Genomic DNA, 20,475 nt, shown 5'->3' on the forward strand with positions numbered 1-20,475 from the left:
AGACAATCTACTGCGTTAACCCCATTGAAAAATGCAGTTTCCGATTATTGTCCAATACTATCGCCTCATAGTCAGGTAAGGTGTTTATAAGGCTGATGCCTGCTTCAACTCCCATGACAAACACTGATGTTGAAAGGGCATCATTGATAGTACTTGATGGCCCGATGATAGATACAGACTGTACTTGGTGAGCTGACGTACCTGTTTTGGGTGAAAGGATGTGGTGATATCGAGTGCCGTCTTCTTCGAAGAAGCGTTCGTAGTCACCAGAGGTTGAGATGGCAAAGTCTTCTAGGGGAATTGTCACTGCTTGCTTTTCTTCGTTTCGAGGGTCGCGAATACCCACCAACCATGGACGCCCTCGCCTGTCACCGAGTAACCGTGTGTCGCCACCAGCGGTAACTAATGCGTGTTCGATTCCCATAGCTTGAAGTGCTTCGATCGATTTATCAACCGCATACCCTTTAGCAATCCCCCCCAAGTCTATTTTCACGTCTGGGTGATTAAAGTAAACGCTGTAATCCTCGTCATTTAATACAATGTGCTGATAATTAATGGCTTCTAAGGACGCAGATATTTGGTCATCATCAGGCTTTAGCTGTTGCCGGTAATCATACTTAAAACCCACACTGGCAAAAGTTATATCAAAAGCCCCGTTAGACGCTTCGCTAAACTCAATAGATTCGCTGATAAGGCGGTACAAGTTTGCGTCTACAATGACCGGATACTTGGCAGCTTTCGCATTCAACTGTGCTAATTGACTCGACGCAATGTAAGGACTCATTAACTGATTAACAGCCTCCATTTCAGTAAACACCGCATCGATGGCCAGTGCACTCTGCGCTTGCGAGTCTGCCCACACTTGCACTTCAATGTTAGTACCCATAATACTTGCCTCTCCCCAATACCAATCGGCAACTACTGATTGGCTTAAGAATAGAGAAGTGGCAAAGCTAGTGTTTACAACGAGTGACTTAATCATAGTGCTAACTGATATTTTGGCTTTCGTTCACGTTAGCACGTGTCGTCAATAAAACAGGTTTGAATGGGAGTGCTTAGGTATGGAAATGAATGCTTTGTGGAAACATACATTATCGACAAAAAACCCGTCAGTTAAGCAATACCAATCAGTTGGTAGAGCGCTTGATAAGAGCGAGGGGAAGTAATGAACTTTTTACGGCCGTCCTCGGCATGGATGCCGAGGACGAGCCCCACGGAAGGGTCTACGCGTGCAGTAAAAAGTTCATTACTTTCCCTCAGTGAGACCGCGACAGCCTTTAATCACTCAACTAGCTTGCATTACTCAACTGAGGGCTTTTGCATGAATGGATTAATTTAGTTGGTTAAATCGTCGAAGAACTTCTTAACACCGTCAAAGAAACCTTGTGCCTTTGGACTGTGCTTGCTTGACGCTTTACCCATAGACTCTTCGAGCTCTTGCAACAACTCTTTTTGACGAGAAGAAAGGTTCACTGGAGTTTCTACCACGACCTTACACATCAAGTCACCAATAGAGCCACTGCGAACCGATTTTACGCCTTTACCTCGTAATCGGAACATGCGGCCAGTTTGGGTTTCCGCACTGATTTTCAGCTTTACTTTACCGTCTAAGGTAGGTACTTCTAGTTCACCACCAAGTGCGGCTGTTGTGAAGCTAAGAGGTACTTCACAATACAAATTATTACCATCGCGCTGGAAGATATCATGGTCGCGAACATGCACCTGAACGTACAAATCACCTGCCGGTGCACCGTTCTCACCTGCTTCGCCTTCACCTGATAAACGAATGCGATCACCAGTATCAACACCCGCTGGAATTTTAACGTTAAGAGTTTTGGTCTTCTCTTTACGGCCTTGACCGTGACAGCTGTTACACGGGTCTTCAATAATCTTGCCCTTGCCACCACAGGTTGGACAGGTTTGTTGAACGGCAAAGAAGCCTTGGCGCATTTGCACTTGGCCAGCACCATGACACGTAGGACAAGTTTTAGGCGACGAACCTTTCTTAGCACCAGAGCCGTCGCATACTTCACACTCTACAAGGGTAGGTACGCGAATATCCACACTCTTACCACGAACTGCTTCTTCAAGAGAGAGTTCTAGGTTGTAGCGAAGATCAGAACCTTGACGTGCACGAGACTGACGGCCACCACGACCACCGCCACCACCGAAGATGTCACCAAAAACATCACCGAAAATATCACCGAAGTCTGCACCACCGCCACCAAAGCCAGCACCGCCACGGTTTGGATCCACACCCGCATGGCCGTATTGATCATACGCAGCGCGCTTTTGTGAATCGTTCAAGACTTCATAGGCTTCTTGGATTTCTTTAAATTTATCCTCTAGCGCTTTATCGCCTTGTGTACGGTCGGGGTGATACTTCATCGCAAGCTTTTTGTACGCCTTTTTAATTTCGCGTTCGCCTGCGCTTTTAGCTACCCCAAGTACTTCGTAGTAGTCACGTTTAGACATAGTGTTTACTTACCCTGCGTTACTTTCGGTGTTAGTGTTTCACCGATTCGACTTCGTAATGTCGTTTTTCTTTGCATTCATTAACACAATAAAGGCGCAACAAGCTATCCCTGTTGCGCCCGAACTGCTTACTTGGTGCAGCTAACTTCACTTAACTGCACTAGTGACATAACAAGAATTACTTCTTATCGTCGTCTTTTACTTCTTCGAACTCAGCGTCAACAACGTCGTCGTCTGCTTTTGCTTGCTGTTCGCCCGCTTCAGCACCACCGGCAGCACCCGCCGCGCCTGCTTGCGCTTGAGCTGCTTCCATAAGCTTGCTAGACACTTCCATTAGCGCTTGAGTCTTCGCTTCGATAGCCGCTTTATCTTCGCCTTTAGTCGCTTCTTCAAGTTCAGCTACTGCAGCTTCGATTGGCGCTTTATCATCAGCAGAAAGGGCTTCGCCCACTTCTTCAAGCTGCTTACGAGTTGCGTGAATCATACCGTCAGCTTGGTTACGTGCTTGAATTAGCTCTTCAAACTTCGCATCAGCTTCTTTATTCGCTTCTGCGTCAGCAACCATTTGCTCAACTTCTGCATCACTCAAGCCAGAAGACGCTTTAATCGTAATCTTCTGCTCTTTACCAGTATCTTTGTCTTTCGCAGACACGTGTAGAATACCGTCAGCATCTAGGTCGAAAGTTACTTCGATTTGAGGCACGCCGCGTGACGCTGGACGAATACCTTCAAGGTTGAACTGACCAAGAGACTTGTTGCCGCTCGACTGCTTACGCTCACCCTGCAGTACATGTACTGTTACCGCAGATTGATTGTCTTCAGCAGTAGAGAATGTTTGCGACTTCTTCGTTGGAATCGTCGTGTTTTTCTCGATAAGCACAGTCATAACACCACCCATTGTCTCAATACCAAGAGACAGAGGTGTAACGTCTAGTAGTAGAACGTCTTTAACGTCACCAGAAAGAACACCACCTTGAATCGCTGCACCTACGGCTACTGCTTCATCAGGGTTAACGTCTTTACGTGGTTCTTTGCCGAAGAACTCAGTCACGTACTTCTGAACAAGCGGCATACGTGTTTGACCACCAACAAGGATGATGTCGTTGATATCGCCTACAGACAAGTCAGAATCAGCTAAAGCTTGCTTAAGCGGGTTAAGCGAGTTCTTAACTAAATCTTCAACCAAAGACTCAAGCTTCGCACGAGTCAGTTTAATCGCCAAGTGCTTAGGACCTGTTGCATCAGCAGTGATGTAAGGCAGGTTGACTTCAGTTTGTTGTGAAGACGAAAGCTCAATTTTCGCTTTTTCACCAGCTTCTTTAAGACGCTGCATCGCTAGCGGATCTTTGCGTAGATCGATGCCTTGGTCTTTGTTGAATTCTTCAACAAGGTAGTTGATTACACGGTTGTCGAAGTCTTCACCACCTAAGTGAGTGTCACCGTTTGTCGCTAGTACTTCAAACGTGTGCTCGCCATCTACTTCATCAATTTCGATGATAGAGATATCGAAAGTACCACCACCCAAGTCGTAAACCGCTACAACATTGTCACCCTGCTTCTTGTCCATACCGTAAGCAAGGGCAGCAGCAGTTGGCTCGTTGATAATACGCTTAACTTCTAGACCAGCAATACGACCAGCATCTTTAGTTGCTTGACGCTGTGAATCGTTGAAGTACGCAGGTACGGTAATTACTGCACCAGTCACTTCTTCACCAAGGAAATCCTCAGCGGTCTTTTTCATTTTCTTAAGTACTTCAGCAGAAATCTGCGGTGGCGCCATTTTGTCGCCTTTCGCTTCTACCCATGCATCGCCATTGTCTGCGCCAACAATTTTGAAAGGCATGATGTCGATATCACGTTGTACTTCTTTGTCTTGAAAACGACGACCAATTAGACGCTTGATAGCGAACAGCGTGTTTTCAGGGTTTGTAACTGCTTGACGCTTAGCAGACTGACCTACTAGCGTTTCACCGTCGTTGGTGTAAGCAATGATTGAGGGTGTGGTACGATCGCCTTCAGCGTTCTCAATTACGCGAGGTTTGTCGCCGTCTAAAACTGCGACACATGAATTCGTTGTACCTAAATCGATACCAATGATTTTACCCATTTCGTGTCTCCGAAAAATGTAATTCTTAATTCTGCAAAATTAGTGGGGTTATTCACCCACCTTTTCAATACTTGTCAGTAAAAAAACTGAAATTTTAGTGGTTTTGTCGCAAATCGCGGCATTATGCCTGTGTATCTACACCGCCACTTGGAGCGCGTGACACCATTACCATGGCAGGTCGTAGCAATCGCCCGTTAATCTGGTAGCCTTTCTGCATCACTGCCATCACCGTATTTGGCGCATGATCAGCACTCTCTTGCATCGACATTGCTTGGTGCAATTCGGGGTCGAAGGCTTCGCCTTGCGGATCAATAAGGACCAATCCAAATTTCTCAATAGTGCTCAAGAAACTTTTGTGCGTCATTTCCACGCCTTCAAGTAACGACTTAACTGCTTCGTTGTCTTTGTCGGTCATTTCAATAGCACGCTCTAGGTTATCAACCACGGGAAGTAGTTCGCCGGCAAAACGCTCAAGGGCGAACTTGCGTGCTTTTTCTACTTCAGCATCAGCTCTACGGCGTGCATTTTCCATGTCGGCACGAGCGCGAAGTACGCTGTCTTGCTGCTCTTTAACCGTTGCCTGTGCCTCAGACAATGCAGTCTCTAGCTCGTATATGCGCTGCGCAGTTTCATCCATTGGTGCTTCTGCTTCCTGTGCATCATTGACTTCAACAGTTTCTACATTTTCTTCTACAGCGGCATTCTCTTGTTCTGCCTGCACGTCGCGCTGATCGCTCATGCCTACCTCCAAAGCTTAAATTTATAATTTGGCTCATCCCAAACTGTACATTGTGACGTCGGGATTTCTCAGATGGAGCTATTTATGGGGTTGCTTTATGCGCCTTCAAGGGTAACCACAATTTTTTTGTGGCTAGTTTTGAAAAAAATTCTGCTTCAGAGGTGTGAAGCGAGGAATACATCACCAAAACGCCGTAAATACTTCCATGTAGGCTCTGCTGCGACATCCGTGTCACAGAAGTTTGATGATGTATTCCTCGCTCACACTGTAAACATCTACTCATTTGAAAAAGCCGTCGGAAACAGATTTGCTAATGAAAAATTAAACCGTTTAAATCCACTCTCTTGCAACACAACTCTCTTTCAGCTTTGTTGTCGACCGATGTAAGACAAGTTTAACGATGTACTCCTTATACGCGCAAAAGCGCTTTTAATTAATGAGTCAGATGGTAATCTAGCACTTGCCTATTCAGGTTCGAGGGAGCAAGCAATGCTAAGTATATGGACAGTGGGAAGCGTTATCGCCATTTATCTACTGGCATTGTTTTTACTGGCGTTTTGGGGTGAAAAGAGGCTTCAAGACAACCAGCAACATCCAATTTTATACAGTCTTGGATTGGGTGTTCACTGCACGTCATGGGCATTTTTTGGCACCACCTCCCAAGCTGCACAGTACGGATGGGCGATGATCCCAACGTATCTGGGCATTATTCTTACCATGGCATTTGCCTTTCCTGTCATTCTTCGCATCAGCCGTTTGTGTCAGCAGCATAATGTAAGCTCTCTGGCAGATCTTATTGGTCTCAAATACAAAAATGCTCACTTACTTGCGGCTTTCATTACACTGTTGAGTTTGGTTGGGGTTATTCCCTACATAGCGTTGCAATTAGATGCCATTACCAAAAGCATTAATCTGATAACCCCTGACACGCAAAACAATACACAGCAGGTAGGTTTATATGTTGCTGGCTTAATGACAATTTTTGCCATCATGTTTGGTACGCGAACGCTAAACCTTACTGACAAGCACCCTGGATTACTACTGACCATCGCCGTTGAATCTTTGGTGAAACTCGTTGCCTTATCGGTCATTGGTGTTTTTGTATGTTTTTACCTTTTTGACGGTGTATTTGACCTGTTTACTCGAGCCGCAACTAACGAAGCTGCTAGGCAAGTCATTTATGCAGATAGAGCGCCGTGGGTTTATCTTTCTCACGTACTCTTAGGAGTGTGCTCCATGTTCGTGCTACCCCGCCAGTTTCATATGAACTTTATTGAATTGAATGGTGAGGGCGAACTCAAAACGGCCCGATGGTTATTTCCACTTTACCTCGTGGGCATGACAATATTTTTAATACCTATCGCACTCGCGGGAAAAATATTACTCTCACCTGAGGTCACCTCTGATACCTACGTTTTATCACTCCCGCTTCAAAGCGAAAATGTCGGCATTTCTATCGTAGCATTTATCGGTGGATTGTCTGCAACAACCAGTATGATCATTGTTGCCACGCTAGCCTTGGGGGTCATGATTTCAAACAATCTCATTACGCCACTGTGGTTGAAGGTAAAGCTGCGACAACCGAACCAAGATAGTATGAAGCCAAGGAGCATACTCCTCATTAGGCGACTAACAGTATTAGTTGTGATATCCACTGCCCTTTGGTATCACCTAAACGTGAGTCAGAGCGCGCCATTGGTTAATAGTGGAACAATAGCGATTGCACTGCTTGGTCAGTGCCTACCCATTTTACTCTTTGGTTTGTATTGGCATCGTAGTACCAAAGTCGCTGCATTTATGGGTCTCGGTACAGGATTTATCTGCTGGTTGGTATTGTTGCTTTACCCAAGCTTGTTATCCAGCTATTACTTTGAACCACCGCCTAGCGACGGTGATTTAGGCAAAGGGTTCGCTATTGCACTTGCCGCAAACTGCTTAACCTTTGTAATTACTGCATTACTCACCAGTAAACCAGCGCAGACCCAACCCGCTGACACGGACGATGTCCAACCGGAGCTTTCCGTTCGCATTTCAGATTTAATGACACTAACAAAACGAGTACTGAATGAAGAAGTTCATCGCAAATTAGTCAACCAACTCTCAGCCTCGTTAGACACAGTTGAACAGCACGGATACGCGAGCCACTCGTTACTCAAACGGGCAGAGCAATTGATGTCAGCACAAGTGGGAAGCCCCAGCTCAAGAATTTTGCTTGGCACCATCGCACAAACAGGTGACAACAAGTTGCCCGTATTAGTGGATTGGGTTGAAGAAGCCTCACAGTCCTTTCAATTTAACCATGAGGTTCTTCAGTCGTCAGTTCAGCATATCAAACAAGGCATTTGCGTACTCGATGAACAATTGAACCTACTGGCTTGGAATGAACGTTATGTAGAGTTGTTTGACTACCCAGCTACATACTTACAAGCAGGTATGCCTATCGCTTCTGTGTTGGCATACAATGCCCGTAGAGGGTTGTTTGGTGATGGGAGCGATGTTGCTCGAGACATTGAAAAACGTATTCGCTTTATGAAAGAGGGTCACATATATAAGCATGTACGTAGACAAGCTGATGGCAAAGTGGTTGAACTTAACGGAAGTCCATTACCTGCTGGCGGATACGTCACAACATACAGTGATATTACCGAATACATTGCTATTCAAGAAGAATTACAAGACGCAAAAACAGCGTTAGAAGCGAGAGTTGAGCAACGGACTAAAGAGCTTCAACTGGCCAAGCAAGATGCTGACAAAGCTAACGAAAGTAAAACGAAATTCTTAGCAGCGGCGGGGCACGATCTTATGCAACCCTTTAATGCCGCAACACTCTTTGCTGCTATGCTCGCTAAAAAAAACCAAAGGCTCGGAATTAGCCACCTTGTCAGATGGGGTGGTCAGTTCGCTAAACAGTGCTGAGAGTCTGTTGAGCATGCTGTTGGATATGACAAAACTCGACTCAGGCATACTTAAACCTCAAATTTCACAATTTAGCCTGCAAGATCTTTTACAGCCCCTAGTGGCAGAGTTTAGCGTTATTGCTCAACAAAAAGGGCTTAGCCTTCGTTTAGTGAAAACCAAGGTTGCTGTACGTTCAGACAAAAAGCTGCTTCGACGTGTGATACAAAATCTCATTTCAAACGCTATTCGATACACATCTGCTGGAACTGTATTGATTGGCGTTCGTCGCCTAAGTAACAATGACGTTACTTTGTGTGTATACGATACAGGCCCGGGTATTCCTCAAGATCAACAAGCAGAAATATTCAATGAGTTCCATCAATTGTCAAACAGTAAAACGAGTCAAGGCCTTGGGCTAGGCTTAACGATTGTAGAAAGGTTCTGCCACTTATTAAGCCACCAAGTGTCACTGACCTCGGAAGTCGGAAAAGGTAGTGTCTTTAGCGTTACATTATCCAGGGCATCACAGCCGCAAAAATTGGGACAGTGGCGTCCTACACCGCAAACCGATGATTCCACATTATTGGTCAATAAACGCGTATTGTTGGTTGAAAATGATGCACAAATCACACAAGCAATGCACACCTTATTGTCAGATTGGGGAGCCAAGGTTATCACGGCCTCATCTGCAGATTCTGCGCTAGAGCAATGCCCCGTAAAGACTGATATTGTGATTGCTGACTATCACTTAGATTATGGAGAAACCGGAATTGATGTTGTCAAAGCCTTGCGCGAGCAATGGGGCGAAATACCACTAGGCATACTTGTTACCGCTAACCGCAGTGAAGGCATACGAGACGAGGCCATGGAAAATGAACTATTCTACCTATCGAAGCCTTTAAAACCCGTCGCGCTCAAACGCTTGATTAAACGCGAACTGCTCTGACCCTTTCAAAAGCCTCAACGTACAATTATCAGACTATAGATTCTTCTTTGACTGCCATCGCGTGTTTATAAGCAATTCCTGCTTTAGTACGATTAATAACACCCATTTTTTTCAGAATGGCAGATACGTGTTGTTTGACGGTAGATTCAGAAATGTTCAGCTCGAATGCTATTTGTTTATTGAGCAGTCCATCTGCAATCATTTGTAAAACTTTGAGTTGATGAGGGGTAAGCGTAGATAAAGACTGAGAGAGGGCCGTAAGATTGGCATCTTGCGTTACATTTTCAAACGACAGTTCTTCAGGAAGCCACTGTTCGCCGTCTAGCACGGTTTCTACAGCATCAGCAATACGCTCTACCGATGCGGATTTTGGTATAAAACCACTTGCACCGAGTAATAACGCGCGCTGAACCAATTCAGGATCTTCATGAGCTGTTACTATTACCGTCATCACGTCGGGAAACTTAGACCTGAGCTCTAACAGCCCAGACATTCCATCATTTCCCGGCATGCTCAAGTCTAAAAATACCAGTTCTATATCTTGGTGCGCATTGAGTTGCTCGATAGCCTCATCGAGAGATGCTGCCTGCAGTATATCAGTACCCACAATATCAGTAAGTGCTTGATACATAGCGGCTCTAAACAATGGATGGTCATCAGCAATAAGTACGCGGGTTTGCATTTGGCTTGTAATATATTCGTAGCAATTTTGTTAAATACATCATACCACTTCACCACAGAAAGGCGACAGTAATCCTCCAACAAGCTTCTTGCACTAAAACCTAAAGGTGCTTTGCCGTGCTTTTAACCTTATCCATTGTCAGCAATAAATGCTTCACAACTTCCTTGGTGAGTGTTATCGATCAGATACTGAATTTTCCACCCATTTTGGGTATGTACCAGTTGAAAACTGTTGATCCCGCAATGACTCAATTGCTCATCGTAATAAAACACATAGGGTGTCCATACCGACGCTAAATTACCGTTTTGGTTAACATCGAACGCAAGTAAATGTTCATCCAAATAAGCCGTTGCGTTACTAATTCCTTTAGCAAACTTATCAAGCTCCGTGGTTTTAATAGAGCCATCAGATTGTGCTCTTTGTAAACTAGCGGTAGCGGTAAACTGAGCGAGTATCTTATCGCCATTGTGCTCTCGCATCGCATCAAACAAATTTTGGATTGGCGTGATAGGTGAATCTTCAACTTGTGCATGGACTGGCGTTATGAGCGCCATGAAAATGCCAGCGAAACAGATTGTTCTATACATCATAGAGCACTCCTTGTGGATAGACTAAAACAGCCGCCTTTGGAGGCGGCTGTCATTGGTTAGTTCAGCGTGTTGAAGTGAATAGCACTTGGGTACTTGTCATTGTGATAAATAGTGTGAAACGCCCTCACAAAATCCTCTTCTTTAGCTTCAAATATGTTGTCTACGTACTTTTGAGGATTTACGTCAATAAATGGGAACATAGTACTCTGAATTTGAATCTGCAACTTGTGTCCCCGTTTGAAGGTATGAAGTAAGTCATACAATTCAAATTGAACCTGTGTTGGCGTATTGGGCATAAAAGGTTTAGGTTCGCTCATGCTTTCACGAAAGCGACCGCGGATCACTCCCCAACGCACAAGTTCATGACGATTACCGTTTTGTGCGTCAACTTTATTGTCGTTGTCGTTAGTGCCAGGGAATATATCAACCACTTTCACTACAATATCCGCAGCACTTTGTGTGGTTGAGAACCACAAATCTAGGTCAATAGCGCCTGCGATAGTTAAGTCATCCTCAAGCACTGGTGTTTCAAACACTAGTACATCTGGACGACGAGCGGCAAAACGCTGGTCCTCAACCATATACGGACGGTCCCACCCTCGGCTTACTTTCGCTGAATGAGGCACAGGTTTGTTAGGATCACTGATGTATTCGCTCTCACCCGTATCGCCACTAACATCACTCAGTGTTTCATTGGCACGTAAATAGAGCGTTTGCGCTTGAGTGGCTTTGGGCGGCCATACATCAAACTTACGCCAGCGATTTGCGCCAGTCTCAAACATAGTAGCAGTAGCTACATTGGCGTCGCCCTTACCTTTCAAATGGTCGTTAAAGAAAGGGAGTAACACCTGTTTTTGGAACCACTCACTGGTATCAAAGCCAAAGTCGGCTTCGCCAAGGCTCCTGCCGCCATTCGTGCTGTTCCACTGACCGTGGTACCAAGGCCCCATGACAATTTTGACGTTGTCTTTAGTGCTGTTATGCGACATTGACTGATACGTGTATAACGGACCGTATAGGTCTTCTGTGTCGTACCACCCTCCAACAACTAAGGTTTCGGGCTTAGTGTCACCTAAGTGTTGAAGTACATCTCTGGCTTTCCAGTAATCGTCATAATTGGGATGTTCAGTCAGTTCGTTCCAAAATGGACGCTCGCCGTGAAAGTAATTTTTATTGACGTTTGAGAGTGGTCCTAGGTTTTCAAAGAACTGATAGCCATCTGGGGTAGTACCGTCCATACCTTTCGGCCAAGCGGCATGCGTACCGTCGCGCTTTTTATCGAAGGTATCAAAGAAAATAAATGCCATTGGCGTAACAAAGGCGCCATTACGATGAAAGTCGTCGAAGAACCAGTCAGCAATTGGTGCTTGTGGCGAGATAGCTTTCAACGCTGGATGGCTATTGATTGAGCCAACAGAGGTGTAGTACCCGGGGTAAGATGTTCCCCACATTCCTACCTTGCCATTGTTATTTGCGATGTTTTTCACTAGCCAATCAATAGTGTCATAGGTGTCAGTGGCGTCATCGGTGGCACTCTCACCACGCTGATAGGCATCTTGTGGACGCATATTGACAAACTCACCTTCGGACATGAATTTGCCTCGCACGTCTTGAAACACAAAAATGAATCCCTCTTTCTCAAACGCCTCACTCGGTCCAAGGGATGTTTTGTATTTACTCACACCGTATGGAGCAACACGATAAGGGGTGCGCTTCATCATCATGGGATAGGTTTTACTGTCGTCGTTTGGTACATAAACAGACGTGAATAGTTTAACGCCATCGCGCATGGGAATTTGGTATTCAAACTTGGTGTAGTTGGCGCGAATGTACTCCGCCCGTGGGTCAGTATTAGCCTCTTGAGCGCTAAGTGTTGTGCTAAAAAGCACAATACAAAGCAGCCATAAACGAGAAGTGAAAGCTCGCATATCTGTCCTTTTTGTTATTAGTTTACGATGTCTTGAATGTGATAATGTAACACTAATTGCTGTCAATAATGAGCTGGGATGGGTGAATTTATCTAAATTTGCGGTGAACGAAAAAAACCACGGAATGATTTATCCCGTGGTTTTTAAGAGCTAACTACCAATCAATATGTTGGCTAGAAGCGATAACCCACCGTTAGGTGAACAGTGCGTGGGTCGCCGTAGTAGCCGATAAGTGTGGTATCACCACCCAAACCCGGCCCAAATGAACCATCGTCACCACGGGTTACAAAGTCGTAACCACCAACTAAGTATTCTTCGTCGGTCAGGTTTTTAACATACAGCCCAGCGTACCAGTCGCCTTCTACGCTTTCCCAGCGAGCACTTAGGTTAACCATGCCGTAAGCGTCTTGTTGAATTAAATCACTGGTTTCAAACAACAAATAGTCATCGCGGTAATAGTAGTTTGCATTGAACACAATATCACCGAAGGTGGTTTCCATCAGGTAATTCGCATTAATATTCAACGTATTTTCAGGTGTGCTTGCTAGACCGATAAGCGGTGGAATGGCGTTGTTTTCTTTAATTTCAAAATCAATGTAGCCGTACGCCACATCAAATTGAAGATTGTCTGTTGCTACCCAGGTAAGTTCGGCCTCTAACCCTTTCGCTGCAGTTTCAGCTGCATTTCGAAGCACTTGGTCCAGGGCTGTTGGGTCTGACAAATCACCAGACACTCCTATGTATTGGCGATCTGAATGGTCGTAGGAAAACAAGGTCACGTTAGCACGGAATGTGTCAGTAATATCGCTTTTTACACCCAACTCGTAGCTATCTACCACTTCAGGCTCAACCCCCGCTTCATTAACGGTAGCTCTTGGGTTAAACGTACCCGATTTGAAACCTTGCGAGTAGCTAGCAAAAAACATTGTGTCATCACTTGCTTGATATTCAATGCCCACACGTGGTGTAAAGCGAGACCAACTCTGTACCGCTGGAGCGTCTAGCACACCGTCACCATCGGTATCAGTACCCAATACTTGAGGAACTAGTTGACCCGGGGGACGCACATATCCGTCAACCCAACCAGTAGATGGGTAAACATTGTCAAAAATAAGACCGTTGTTTACAAAGGCTGATTTTTCTTCATCCGTATATCGAGCACCTAAAGATAGTGACCAACTGTCATTGATGTCATAGTTAAGTTGCGTATATGCAGCCCAGCTTTCTGAATTGTTACACCCTGTCACTTCTCGGGTTAAACCTGCAGCCCCAAGTGATGCACCAAGAACACCTAGGATGGCATCAAAGTTACCGCAGGATTCACCATCGTAGTAGTACAAGCCCGACACTAAGGAGAAACTCTCACCTAAATAGTTAGCTTGAAGCTCGTGAGTGTCGTTCTCGTCGTCATACTCTGCCGGTACATCAAAAATAACGAGTGGTGTATTGTCAAAGTCGATATTTGTAGGGGAGTAGCTTTCACGGTGTGAACCAACGTATTTAAGTTCTAAGCTATCTGTTACATCATAACTTACCAGCCAGTTGTATCCCTCGAGCTCTACCTTGTTCCACGTTGGCATACTTGTGTATGAGTCGTACACTGAGTCAGGCACTGGCGCGTCGGTTAGAATACTGGGCAACAAACGGTAACCACCCTTCGCATTCGAGTCATCTTCGGTTTTATCCCAGCCGAATCTCAAAAACAGGTCATCGCTTGGATGAATTTCAAGTGTTAGGCGAGCGGCCCATAAGTCTTTGTTGTAGTTCTCTCTGTCTTGGTTAGGTAATGCTGACTCCAAAAACTCACCAAAGCCATCGCGATTTAAGTTAGCGTAACCAAAACCAAGATAAACCGTATCTTCCATTAACGGATATTGTCCAGATAGTTTAACGTCACGCTGATTGTAACTACCCACAGTGGCCTCAACGTTAAACTCAGCCTCTCCAGACATTGGTTTGGTAACATATTTTACCGCTCCACCAATGGTGTTTTTGCCGTATAGCGTGCCTTGAGGCCCCCTCAGCACTTCGATACGCTGGACATCTAGCAGATCCAGCACAGCCCCTTGCGGACGCGCTACGTACACGTCATCAATGTAAATACCAACACCTGGCTCGTATCCCCACAATGGATCTTGCTGACCCAAACCGCGGATAAATGCGGTAAGTGTAGAGTTAGTACCACGACTGGTTTGCAGTGTGGTGTTTGGCGAAAATTGTTGAACTTCTGTAAGAACGCTAATCCCCTTTTCAGCCAACTCAACGGCACCAACCGAAGTAATGGCTACGGGAGTTTCTTGAAGTGATTCCACGGTTCTACGCGCGGTGACTTCAATGCGTTCTAATTTTCCTCTGTCGTCTTCTTCGGTGGTCTCTTGTGCGACTGCCATGGGAGTGGCAGTAAGCGCTGAGGCAACAGCGATAGCGCACAAAGAGTGAGAACCAGTGAAATAACGTCGTGCTTGTTGAGTAAATGACATAATGTGTCCTTTTTCTTCTATGTGTCTAGATATCAAGTTCTAGAGCATGTCGAAATTACTGCGGTCGTTATTTACCATAGGGCACTTTTTAAACGGGGTATGTAGTACCATCGTACTATGGGAATTTTTTTGAAATAGTTTCACACTTCTTGCAAATTAATTCTATATTTCTAAGCGCTAACTATCTGTTTTTGAATATAGATTTCTTTACACTCCTGAAGATAAGCAGGCTTATCACGTTCTGAGCGATGTCAAATCGCAAGCCTTTTATCCTCGGGTTAATCGTGAAAGCTTAACAGTTCCAGAGCTAGCTGCGGTCACAGATTTACTCAAAGGAAAACACTATGTTAAGTATGATTGGATTGGCTGGAGGCTTGGCGCTTCTCATCGCACTGACGATTCGAGGGATGAATTTATTTATCGCTGCGCCACTTTGTGCCCTTGTTGTTGCGCTTACCAACAACATGACCCTGTTTTTAGGTGATACCAACTTTGTTGAAACCTACATGAGCGGATTTACCGGGTTTATCGCTTCATGGTTTTTTATGTTTTTACTCGGTGCATTATTCGGCAAATTCATGGAAGACAGTGGTGCCGCAGACAGTGTCTCTCGATGGATTATAGAAAAAGTGGGGTACAAACGCGCCGTACTCGCCGTAGTAGCGGCGTGTGCAATATTAACCTACGGTGGCGTGAGCGTATTTGTGGTGGCTTTTTCAGTCTACCCTATGGCCGTGAGCTTATTTAAAGACGCAAACCTTCCTCGCCGGTTTATTCCCGCCACAATGGCATTTGGCTCTATCACTTTTACTATGACTTCGGCTGGTTCACCGGAAATCCAAAACTGGATTCCCATCAAATATTTGGGAACCTCTCCGTTTGCTGCATGGGAAGTTAGCCTTGTTGTGGCTCTTTTTATGGCGCTATTTGGCTACTGGTGGTTGGCAAAAATGATCAACAAAGCGGTAGCCAATGGCGAAGTTTTTGAAGCGAGGGATTCTGATCCGAAACTACGAGAGAGAGACTACCCTCACCCACTTACCGGTATTTTGCCCCTTGTAGTGGTATTGGTATTATCGTTCACACTTCACGAAGAACTGGCGCAACTTGCCCTAATTGTTGCACTGGGCGGCGGAGTGCTTTGTTTGCTAGCAATTAATTTTAAACACTTTTACGATCTATCAACAGCGGTGAATGCGGGAACCACTGGCGCGCTAGTTGCCATAGGTAACACCGCTGCGGTGGTAGGTTTCGGTGCTATTGCTAAAAATACCGAAGCCTTTCAAGACACGGTCACGCTAATGACACAAATTCCCGGTAATGAGTTGATTGGCGCCGCTATCGCGGTGAGTGTTATTGCTGGGCTGACCGGTTCTGCCTCTGGCGGACAAGCCATCGCTCTACCACTCGTTGGGCCGCACTACCTTGACCAAGGAGTGGAACCTGATGAGCTACATCGTATTGTATCCATCTCGTCTGGCGCGCTAGATTCTCTACCTCATAATGGGTATGTTGTAACAACTATACGGGCCATATGCCATGAGACACATAAAGCCGCGTATTGGTCTATGGCAGCACTCACTGTGGTGGTTCCGCTCATCGGTCTCTCTATGGCCATTGCGTTATTCAGTATTTTCTAACAAGGGATTGAGACATTGCAGTTAGTCACTCACGTTCAAAATTATATGCTTCGGCTTGCACTGGTGTCCTTATGCTGGTTGTCGAGCATCGCTATTGCTAATGTTGAGAGCAAGGAACAGAACATACTGCCGTTGGTGGAAAAGCAGGTATTTACCCTACCTTCTTTAACCCTTCTCAATGGAGCCACTATATCCAACGTAAGTGTTGGTTGGGAGGCCTATGGTGAACTCAACGCAGATAAATCAAACGTTGTTCTTGTTACCCACTACTTTTCAGGGTCGTCCCATGCTGCTGGAAGATATACACCAGAGGGAGCATTAGGGTATTGGGATGCCCTAATTGGTCCTGGTAAAGCAATTGATACGTCCACTTACTATGTTATCAGCGTGGATACCCTCGTTAACCTAAACGCATACAGCGATACGGTAACAACAACAGGGCCAGCTTCAGTAAATCCAGAGACAGGGACGCCTTGGGGACTCGACTTTCCCGTGGTAACAATCAGAGACTTCGTGAATGTGCAAAAAGCGGTGCTTGAAAGTCTTGGTATCTCAAAGTTACACGCTGTTGTGGGGGCATCGATGGGTTCCATGCAGGCGATAGACTGGGCAAGTGCTTATCCTGATTGGGTGCCGAGAATGATTTCAGTGATTGGTGCTGGAGAGTCCGATGCTTGGACAACCGCTGCGTTAGAACAATGGACAACGCCAATTAAAGTAGATAGCCGTTGGAAGCAAGGGAATTACTCTCAAGAAGAACAACCTATCGACGGTTTAGTCGGTTCACTCATGTTGATCACTCAACACGCATTAACACCTGCGTTTTTTAATCAACAGGGACAAGCTCTGGGTTATCAACAGTTAGAAGAAGCTCCGATGCGTGACATTCGTCAAAAACCATACTATTGTGAATTGGCTGCGCTCTAGAGCAGAAAGTCGAGCACAGCAAATGGATGCCAATCATCTGCTTTACTTGGTGAGAGCCTGCCAACTTTTTGTGGCTGGGCATAAAGGCTCGCTCAAAGAAGGATTGGCATCGGTTAAAGCAAAAACACTGTTTATTCCGGCGACCAATGATTTGTTGTTGATGCCTTACCTCGCCCAAAATGTTCATGAGCTTTTGGTTGATGGCGAAGTTTCATCCAGTTATGCCACTTTAGAAGGTGATTTGGGACACTTAGAAGGTGTTTTGGATATCACAGAACAAGCCAACCTTATTTCCGAATTTCTCAAACAGTAATACAGGAAAATACCCATGAAATATTATTCGTTGTTTGCCTCGGTATGTTTGAGTGTATCTGTCGCAAGCGCTGCCGAAACGCTACCAAAACTTACACTAGACACCGATTCAATCACTTTATCGGGGCTTTCTTCTGGTGGCTACATGGCAATACAGTTCCACCTCGCTCACAGTGAGATGGTCTCTGGTGCAGGGATTCTCGCCGCAGGGCCCTATTATTGTGCTCAGGGCGATATCAGTACTGCACTTGCGCAGTGCGTTAATAAAACCACTGACGGATTAACGCTAGCACCGCTCAACCAAATTGCTGCTGATTATGCTAATCAAGGTAAAATTGACCCATTAATTAATCTGAAAGATGACAAAGTATGGCTTTTTCACGGCACGCTTGACGACCGTGTTATTGAGGACGTGAGCAATTTGCTGTTCAGCCAATACAAAGGCTGGACACAAGAAGAAAATATCGTCTATGTTAGGGACAAATCCATAAGTCACGTTTTCCCAACAGTGGCAGATGGTGGCGCCTGCGAAGTTTCAGAAAGCCCGTATATCGGTAGGTGTGATTACGATGCTGCAGGCGACATGCTCAATCATTTGATAGACGGGTTGGCGCCTCCTGATGATGCGCTAACAGGAAGCGTTTATACCATTGATCAACACAAGCTAGCAGGGTCAGATGCAACAACAATGGCTGAAGAAGGCTATGTATTTGTGCCTAAGACTTGTGAAGGTGGGACGACTTGTGAGCTTCACGTCAGTTTTCACGGCTGTAATCAATATGCTGACGCCGTGGACATGGCTTACGTGACACAAACGGGCATCAACCAGTGGGCAGATGACAACCAAATTGTTGTTTTATATCCACAAACAAAGAAATCGTTATTCATGCCACTTAATCCACAAGGTTGTTGGGATTGGTGGGGATATACATCTGAAGATTACGCCAACAAAAATGGCGACCAAATCAAAGCAGTAAATTCTATCATCAGTGCTCTAAACGCTAACTCAACAGAGGCCAACAATGATTAAACGCAATGTATTTATTACCGGTGGGGCAAGCGGAATTGGCTTTGGTATTGCCACATCACTGGCACAAAGTGGTCATCACATCATCATCGCTGATATAAATGAAGACGCAGCACAATCAGCGGCAAGTGAATTGGTTTCACAGGGATTTAGTGCAGGCGCAGTTACCGTTGATGTTTGCGACGCAAAGAGTGTTGCAGCGCTAACTGAAACCTTAAAAGAGACACCTGTGGATGTTTTAGTCAATAATGCAGGCATTCAACACGTGAGTAAAATTGAGGAATTTCCACCCGAAAAATGGCAGCAACTTATCAATATAATGTTGGTGGGACCTGCGCTGCTAACACAAACCTTCTTGCCATCAATGCGAGCGCGCAACTTTGGTCGAATAATCAATATAGGATCAATTCATTCGATTGTTGCCTCACCCTACAAGTCAGCTTACGTAGCGGCGAAACACGGGCTACTCGGGCTTGCGAAAACCGTTGCCCTAGAAACTGGCGATTGTGACGTTACCATCAATACGGTTTGCCCTGCCTACGTAAAGACACCACTGGTGGAAAAACAAATCGCCGCCCAAGCTATTGAGAACAACCTGTCCGAAGAGGATGTCATCAATAAAATCATGCTTGAACCTATGCCGAAAAAACAGTTCATCAGTTTACAAGAACTAGCTGATACAACGGCATTTCTGATGTCGGACAGTGCGCGAAACATCACTGCGCAAACTCTGGTACTTGATGGCGGATGGACCGCTAGGTAAATCATTTCCATGATAAAACTTCTGTGCTAATGTCCGACCTACGTACTAGGAAGGACATTAGCATTCTATGCCCTATCAAACTGTTGCACTCATCGGTAAACCACAGCACGAAGCTATTCACGACAGCCTAATTTTGCTCGCAAAGTATTTATTGGACCGAGGCTGTAAAGTCATCGTTGAAGATACCCTATCTGCCGTTCTTTCAGGATTTCCCCACGAAGTTTCCAATCTAGTAAACATAGGCAAAGAGGCCGACTTAGCGGTGGTCGTCGGTGGTGACGGCAGTATGCTAGGTGCTGCGAGGGTGTTATCTCGCTTTGATATTCATGTGGTGGGCGTGAACCGTGGTAACTTGGGTTTCCTCACTGATATCCATCCCGACGAAATGACGCAAAAACTCGATATGATTTTTAACGGCGAGTGCGTAGTTGAAGAACGTTTCCTACTCGAGGTAGGCGTCTTTAGGCATGAAAAGTTAAAGAGCAATAATGCCGCTGTGAACGAGGTGGTTCTTCACCACGGTAAAGTCGCTCATATGATGGAATTCGAAATCTACATTGATGACCAGTTTGTATTTAGCCAGCGTTCTGATGGTTTAATTGTCGCTACGCCAACGGGTTCAACGGCGTATTCACTTTCTGCCGGTGGTCCGATTATTATGCCCACCTTAGATACGCTAACTCTTGTACCTATGTTTCCACACACATTGAGTAGTCGCCCCATTGTGGTAGATGCAAACAGTACTATTTCAATGAAGGTGTCAAAGGTGAACAGTGATTCACTACAAGTAAGTTGTGACAGTCACATTGTATTGCCAGTGTTGCCGGGCGATGAAATTAAGATAAACAAAAGCCGCGAAAAACTCACACTTGTTCACCCCAAAGGGTATGACTATTTTAACGTGCTAAGGAGCAAGCTCAGTTGGGGCAGTAAACTCTACTAGCCCCACCGTATACCTTGG

12 protein-coding genes and 2 pseudogenes are annotated in these 20,475 nt (G+C 45.4%); 6 read left to right on the top strand and 8 right to left on the bottom strand.

The genetic code is table 11. The annotated features are described in order from the left end of the window. Nucleotides 1-7 precede the first annotated feature (7 nt). The 4 genes from EYS00_RS09430 to grpE form a co-directional block, all read right to left on the bottom strand. On the bottom strand, nt 8-982 hold the full coding sequence (locus EYS00_RS09430; RefSeq protein ID WP_130636292.1) for an FAD:protein FMN transferase: 975 nt from the start codon (nt 980-982) through the stop codon (nt 8-10). Between the two features lie 353 nt (nt 983-1,335). Continuing rightward, nucleotides 1,336-2,475 carry a molecular chaperone DnaJ gene (gene dnaJ, locus EYS00_RS09435; protein WP_130636293.1) on the bottom strand — a complete coding sequence of 380 codons (1,140 nt, stop codon included), beginning with the start codon at nt 2,473-2,475 and terminating at the stop codon, nt 1,336-1,338. Between the two features lie 178 nt (nt 2,476-2,653). Beyond that, nucleotides 2,654-4,582: a molecular chaperone DnaK gene (gene dnaK / locus EYS00_RS09440; RefSeq protein WP_130636294.1), complete on the bottom strand. Its 1,929-nt coding sequence runs from the start codon at nt 4,580-4,582 to the stop codon at nt 2,654-2,656. Nucleotides 4,583-4,703: 121 nt separating this feature from the next. Then, nucleotides 4,704-5,321: a nucleotide exchange factor GrpE gene (gene grpE, locus EYS00_RS09445; RefSeq protein ID WP_130636295.1), complete on the bottom strand. Its 618-nt coding sequence runs from the start codon at nt 5,319-5,321 to the stop codon at nt 4,704-4,706. 489 nt (nt 5,322-5,810) lie between these two features. On the opposite strand from grpE, the pseudogene EYS00_RS09450 reads away from it, so the two are divergent. After that, a pseudogene (locus tag EYS00_RS09450) lies at nt 5,811-9,165 on the top strand (PAS-domain containing protein). A gap of 28 nt (nt 9,166-9,193) precedes the next feature. Here EYS00_RS09450 and EYS00_RS09455 read toward each other — a convergent pair. The 4 genes from EYS00_RS09455 to EYS00_RS09470 all read right to left on the bottom strand — a co-directional run bounded on the left by EYS00_RS09455 (nt 9,194) and on the right by EYS00_RS09470 (nt 14,845). Beyond that, nucleotides 9,194-9,847 carry a response regulator transcription factor gene (locus EYS00_RS09455; RefSeq protein WP_130636296.1) on the bottom strand — a complete coding sequence of 218 codons (654 nt, stop codon included), beginning with the start codon at nt 9,845-9,847 and terminating at the stop codon, nt 9,194-9,196. Nucleotides 9,848-9,975: 128 nt separating this feature from the next. Continuing rightward, nucleotides 9,976-10,437 carry a hypothetical protein gene (locus EYS00_RS09460; protein ID WP_130636297.1) on the bottom strand — a complete coding sequence of 154 codons (462 nt, stop codon included), beginning with the start codon at nt 10,435-10,437 and terminating at the stop codon, nt 9,976-9,978. 56 nt (nt 10,438-10,493) lie between these two features. Further along, nucleotides 10,494-12,365 carry a CocE/NonD family hydrolase gene (locus EYS00_RS09465; protein ID WP_130636298.1) on the bottom strand — a complete coding sequence of 624 codons (1,872 nt, stop codon included), beginning with the start codon at nt 12,363-12,365 and terminating at the stop codon, nt 10,494-10,496. Nucleotides 12,366-12,538: 173 nt separating this feature from the next. Then, the gene (locus EYS00_RS09470) at nt 12,539-14,845 is read right to left on the bottom strand and encodes a TonB-dependent receptor (RefSeq protein WP_130636299.1); all 2,307 of its coding nucleotides are present in this window, start codon (nt 14,843-14,845) and stop codon (nt 12,539-12,541) included. Nucleotides 14,846-15,189: 344 nt separating this feature from the next. Between EYS00_RS09470 and EYS00_RS09475 the strand changes: the two genes are divergently transcribed. The 5 genes and pseudogenes from EYS00_RS09475 (at nt 15,190) to nadK (ending at nt 20,457) form a co-directional block, all read left to right on the top strand. Continuing rightward, nucleotides 15,190-16,485, top strand: coding sequence for a GntP family permease (locus tag EYS00_RS09475; protein WP_130636300.1), 1,296 nt, complete (start codon nt 15,190-15,192; stop codon nt 16,483-16,485). Nucleotides 16,486-16,530: 45 nt separating this feature from the next. Then, a pseudogene (locus EYS00_RS09480) lies at nt 16,531-17,725 on the top strand (homoserine O-acetyltransferase). A 15-nt stretch (nt 17,726-17,740) separates the two neighbouring features. Beyond that, a complete protein-coding gene (locus tag EYS00_RS09485) occupies nt 17,741-18,754 on the top strand; it encodes a PHB depolymerase family esterase (RefSeq protein WP_130636301.1) in 1,014 nt (337 codons plus the stop codon). Then, entirely contained in the window at nt 18,747-19,514 is a 768-nt protein-coding gene (locus EYS00_RS09490; protein ID WP_130636302.1) for a 3-hydroxybutyrate dehydrogenase, read from the top strand. The genes EYS00_RS09485 and EYS00_RS09490 overlap by 8 nt, the downstream gene beginning before the upstream one ends. A 67-nt stretch (nt 19,515-19,581) precedes the next feature. Then, nucleotides 19,582-20,457 (top strand): NAD(+) kinase, encoded by an 876-nt coding sequence (gene nadK / locus EYS00_RS09495; protein ID WP_130636303.1) that lies wholly within the window; start codon nt 19,582-19,584, stop codon nt 20,455-20,457. The last annotated feature ends 18 nt before the right edge of the window (nt 20,458-20,475 follow it).

It is taken from the genome of Alteromonas sp. KUL49 (genome assembly GCF_006538345.1).
Lineage (GTDB): Bacteria > Pseudomonadota > Gammaproteobacteria > Enterobacterales > Alteromonadaceae > Alteromonas.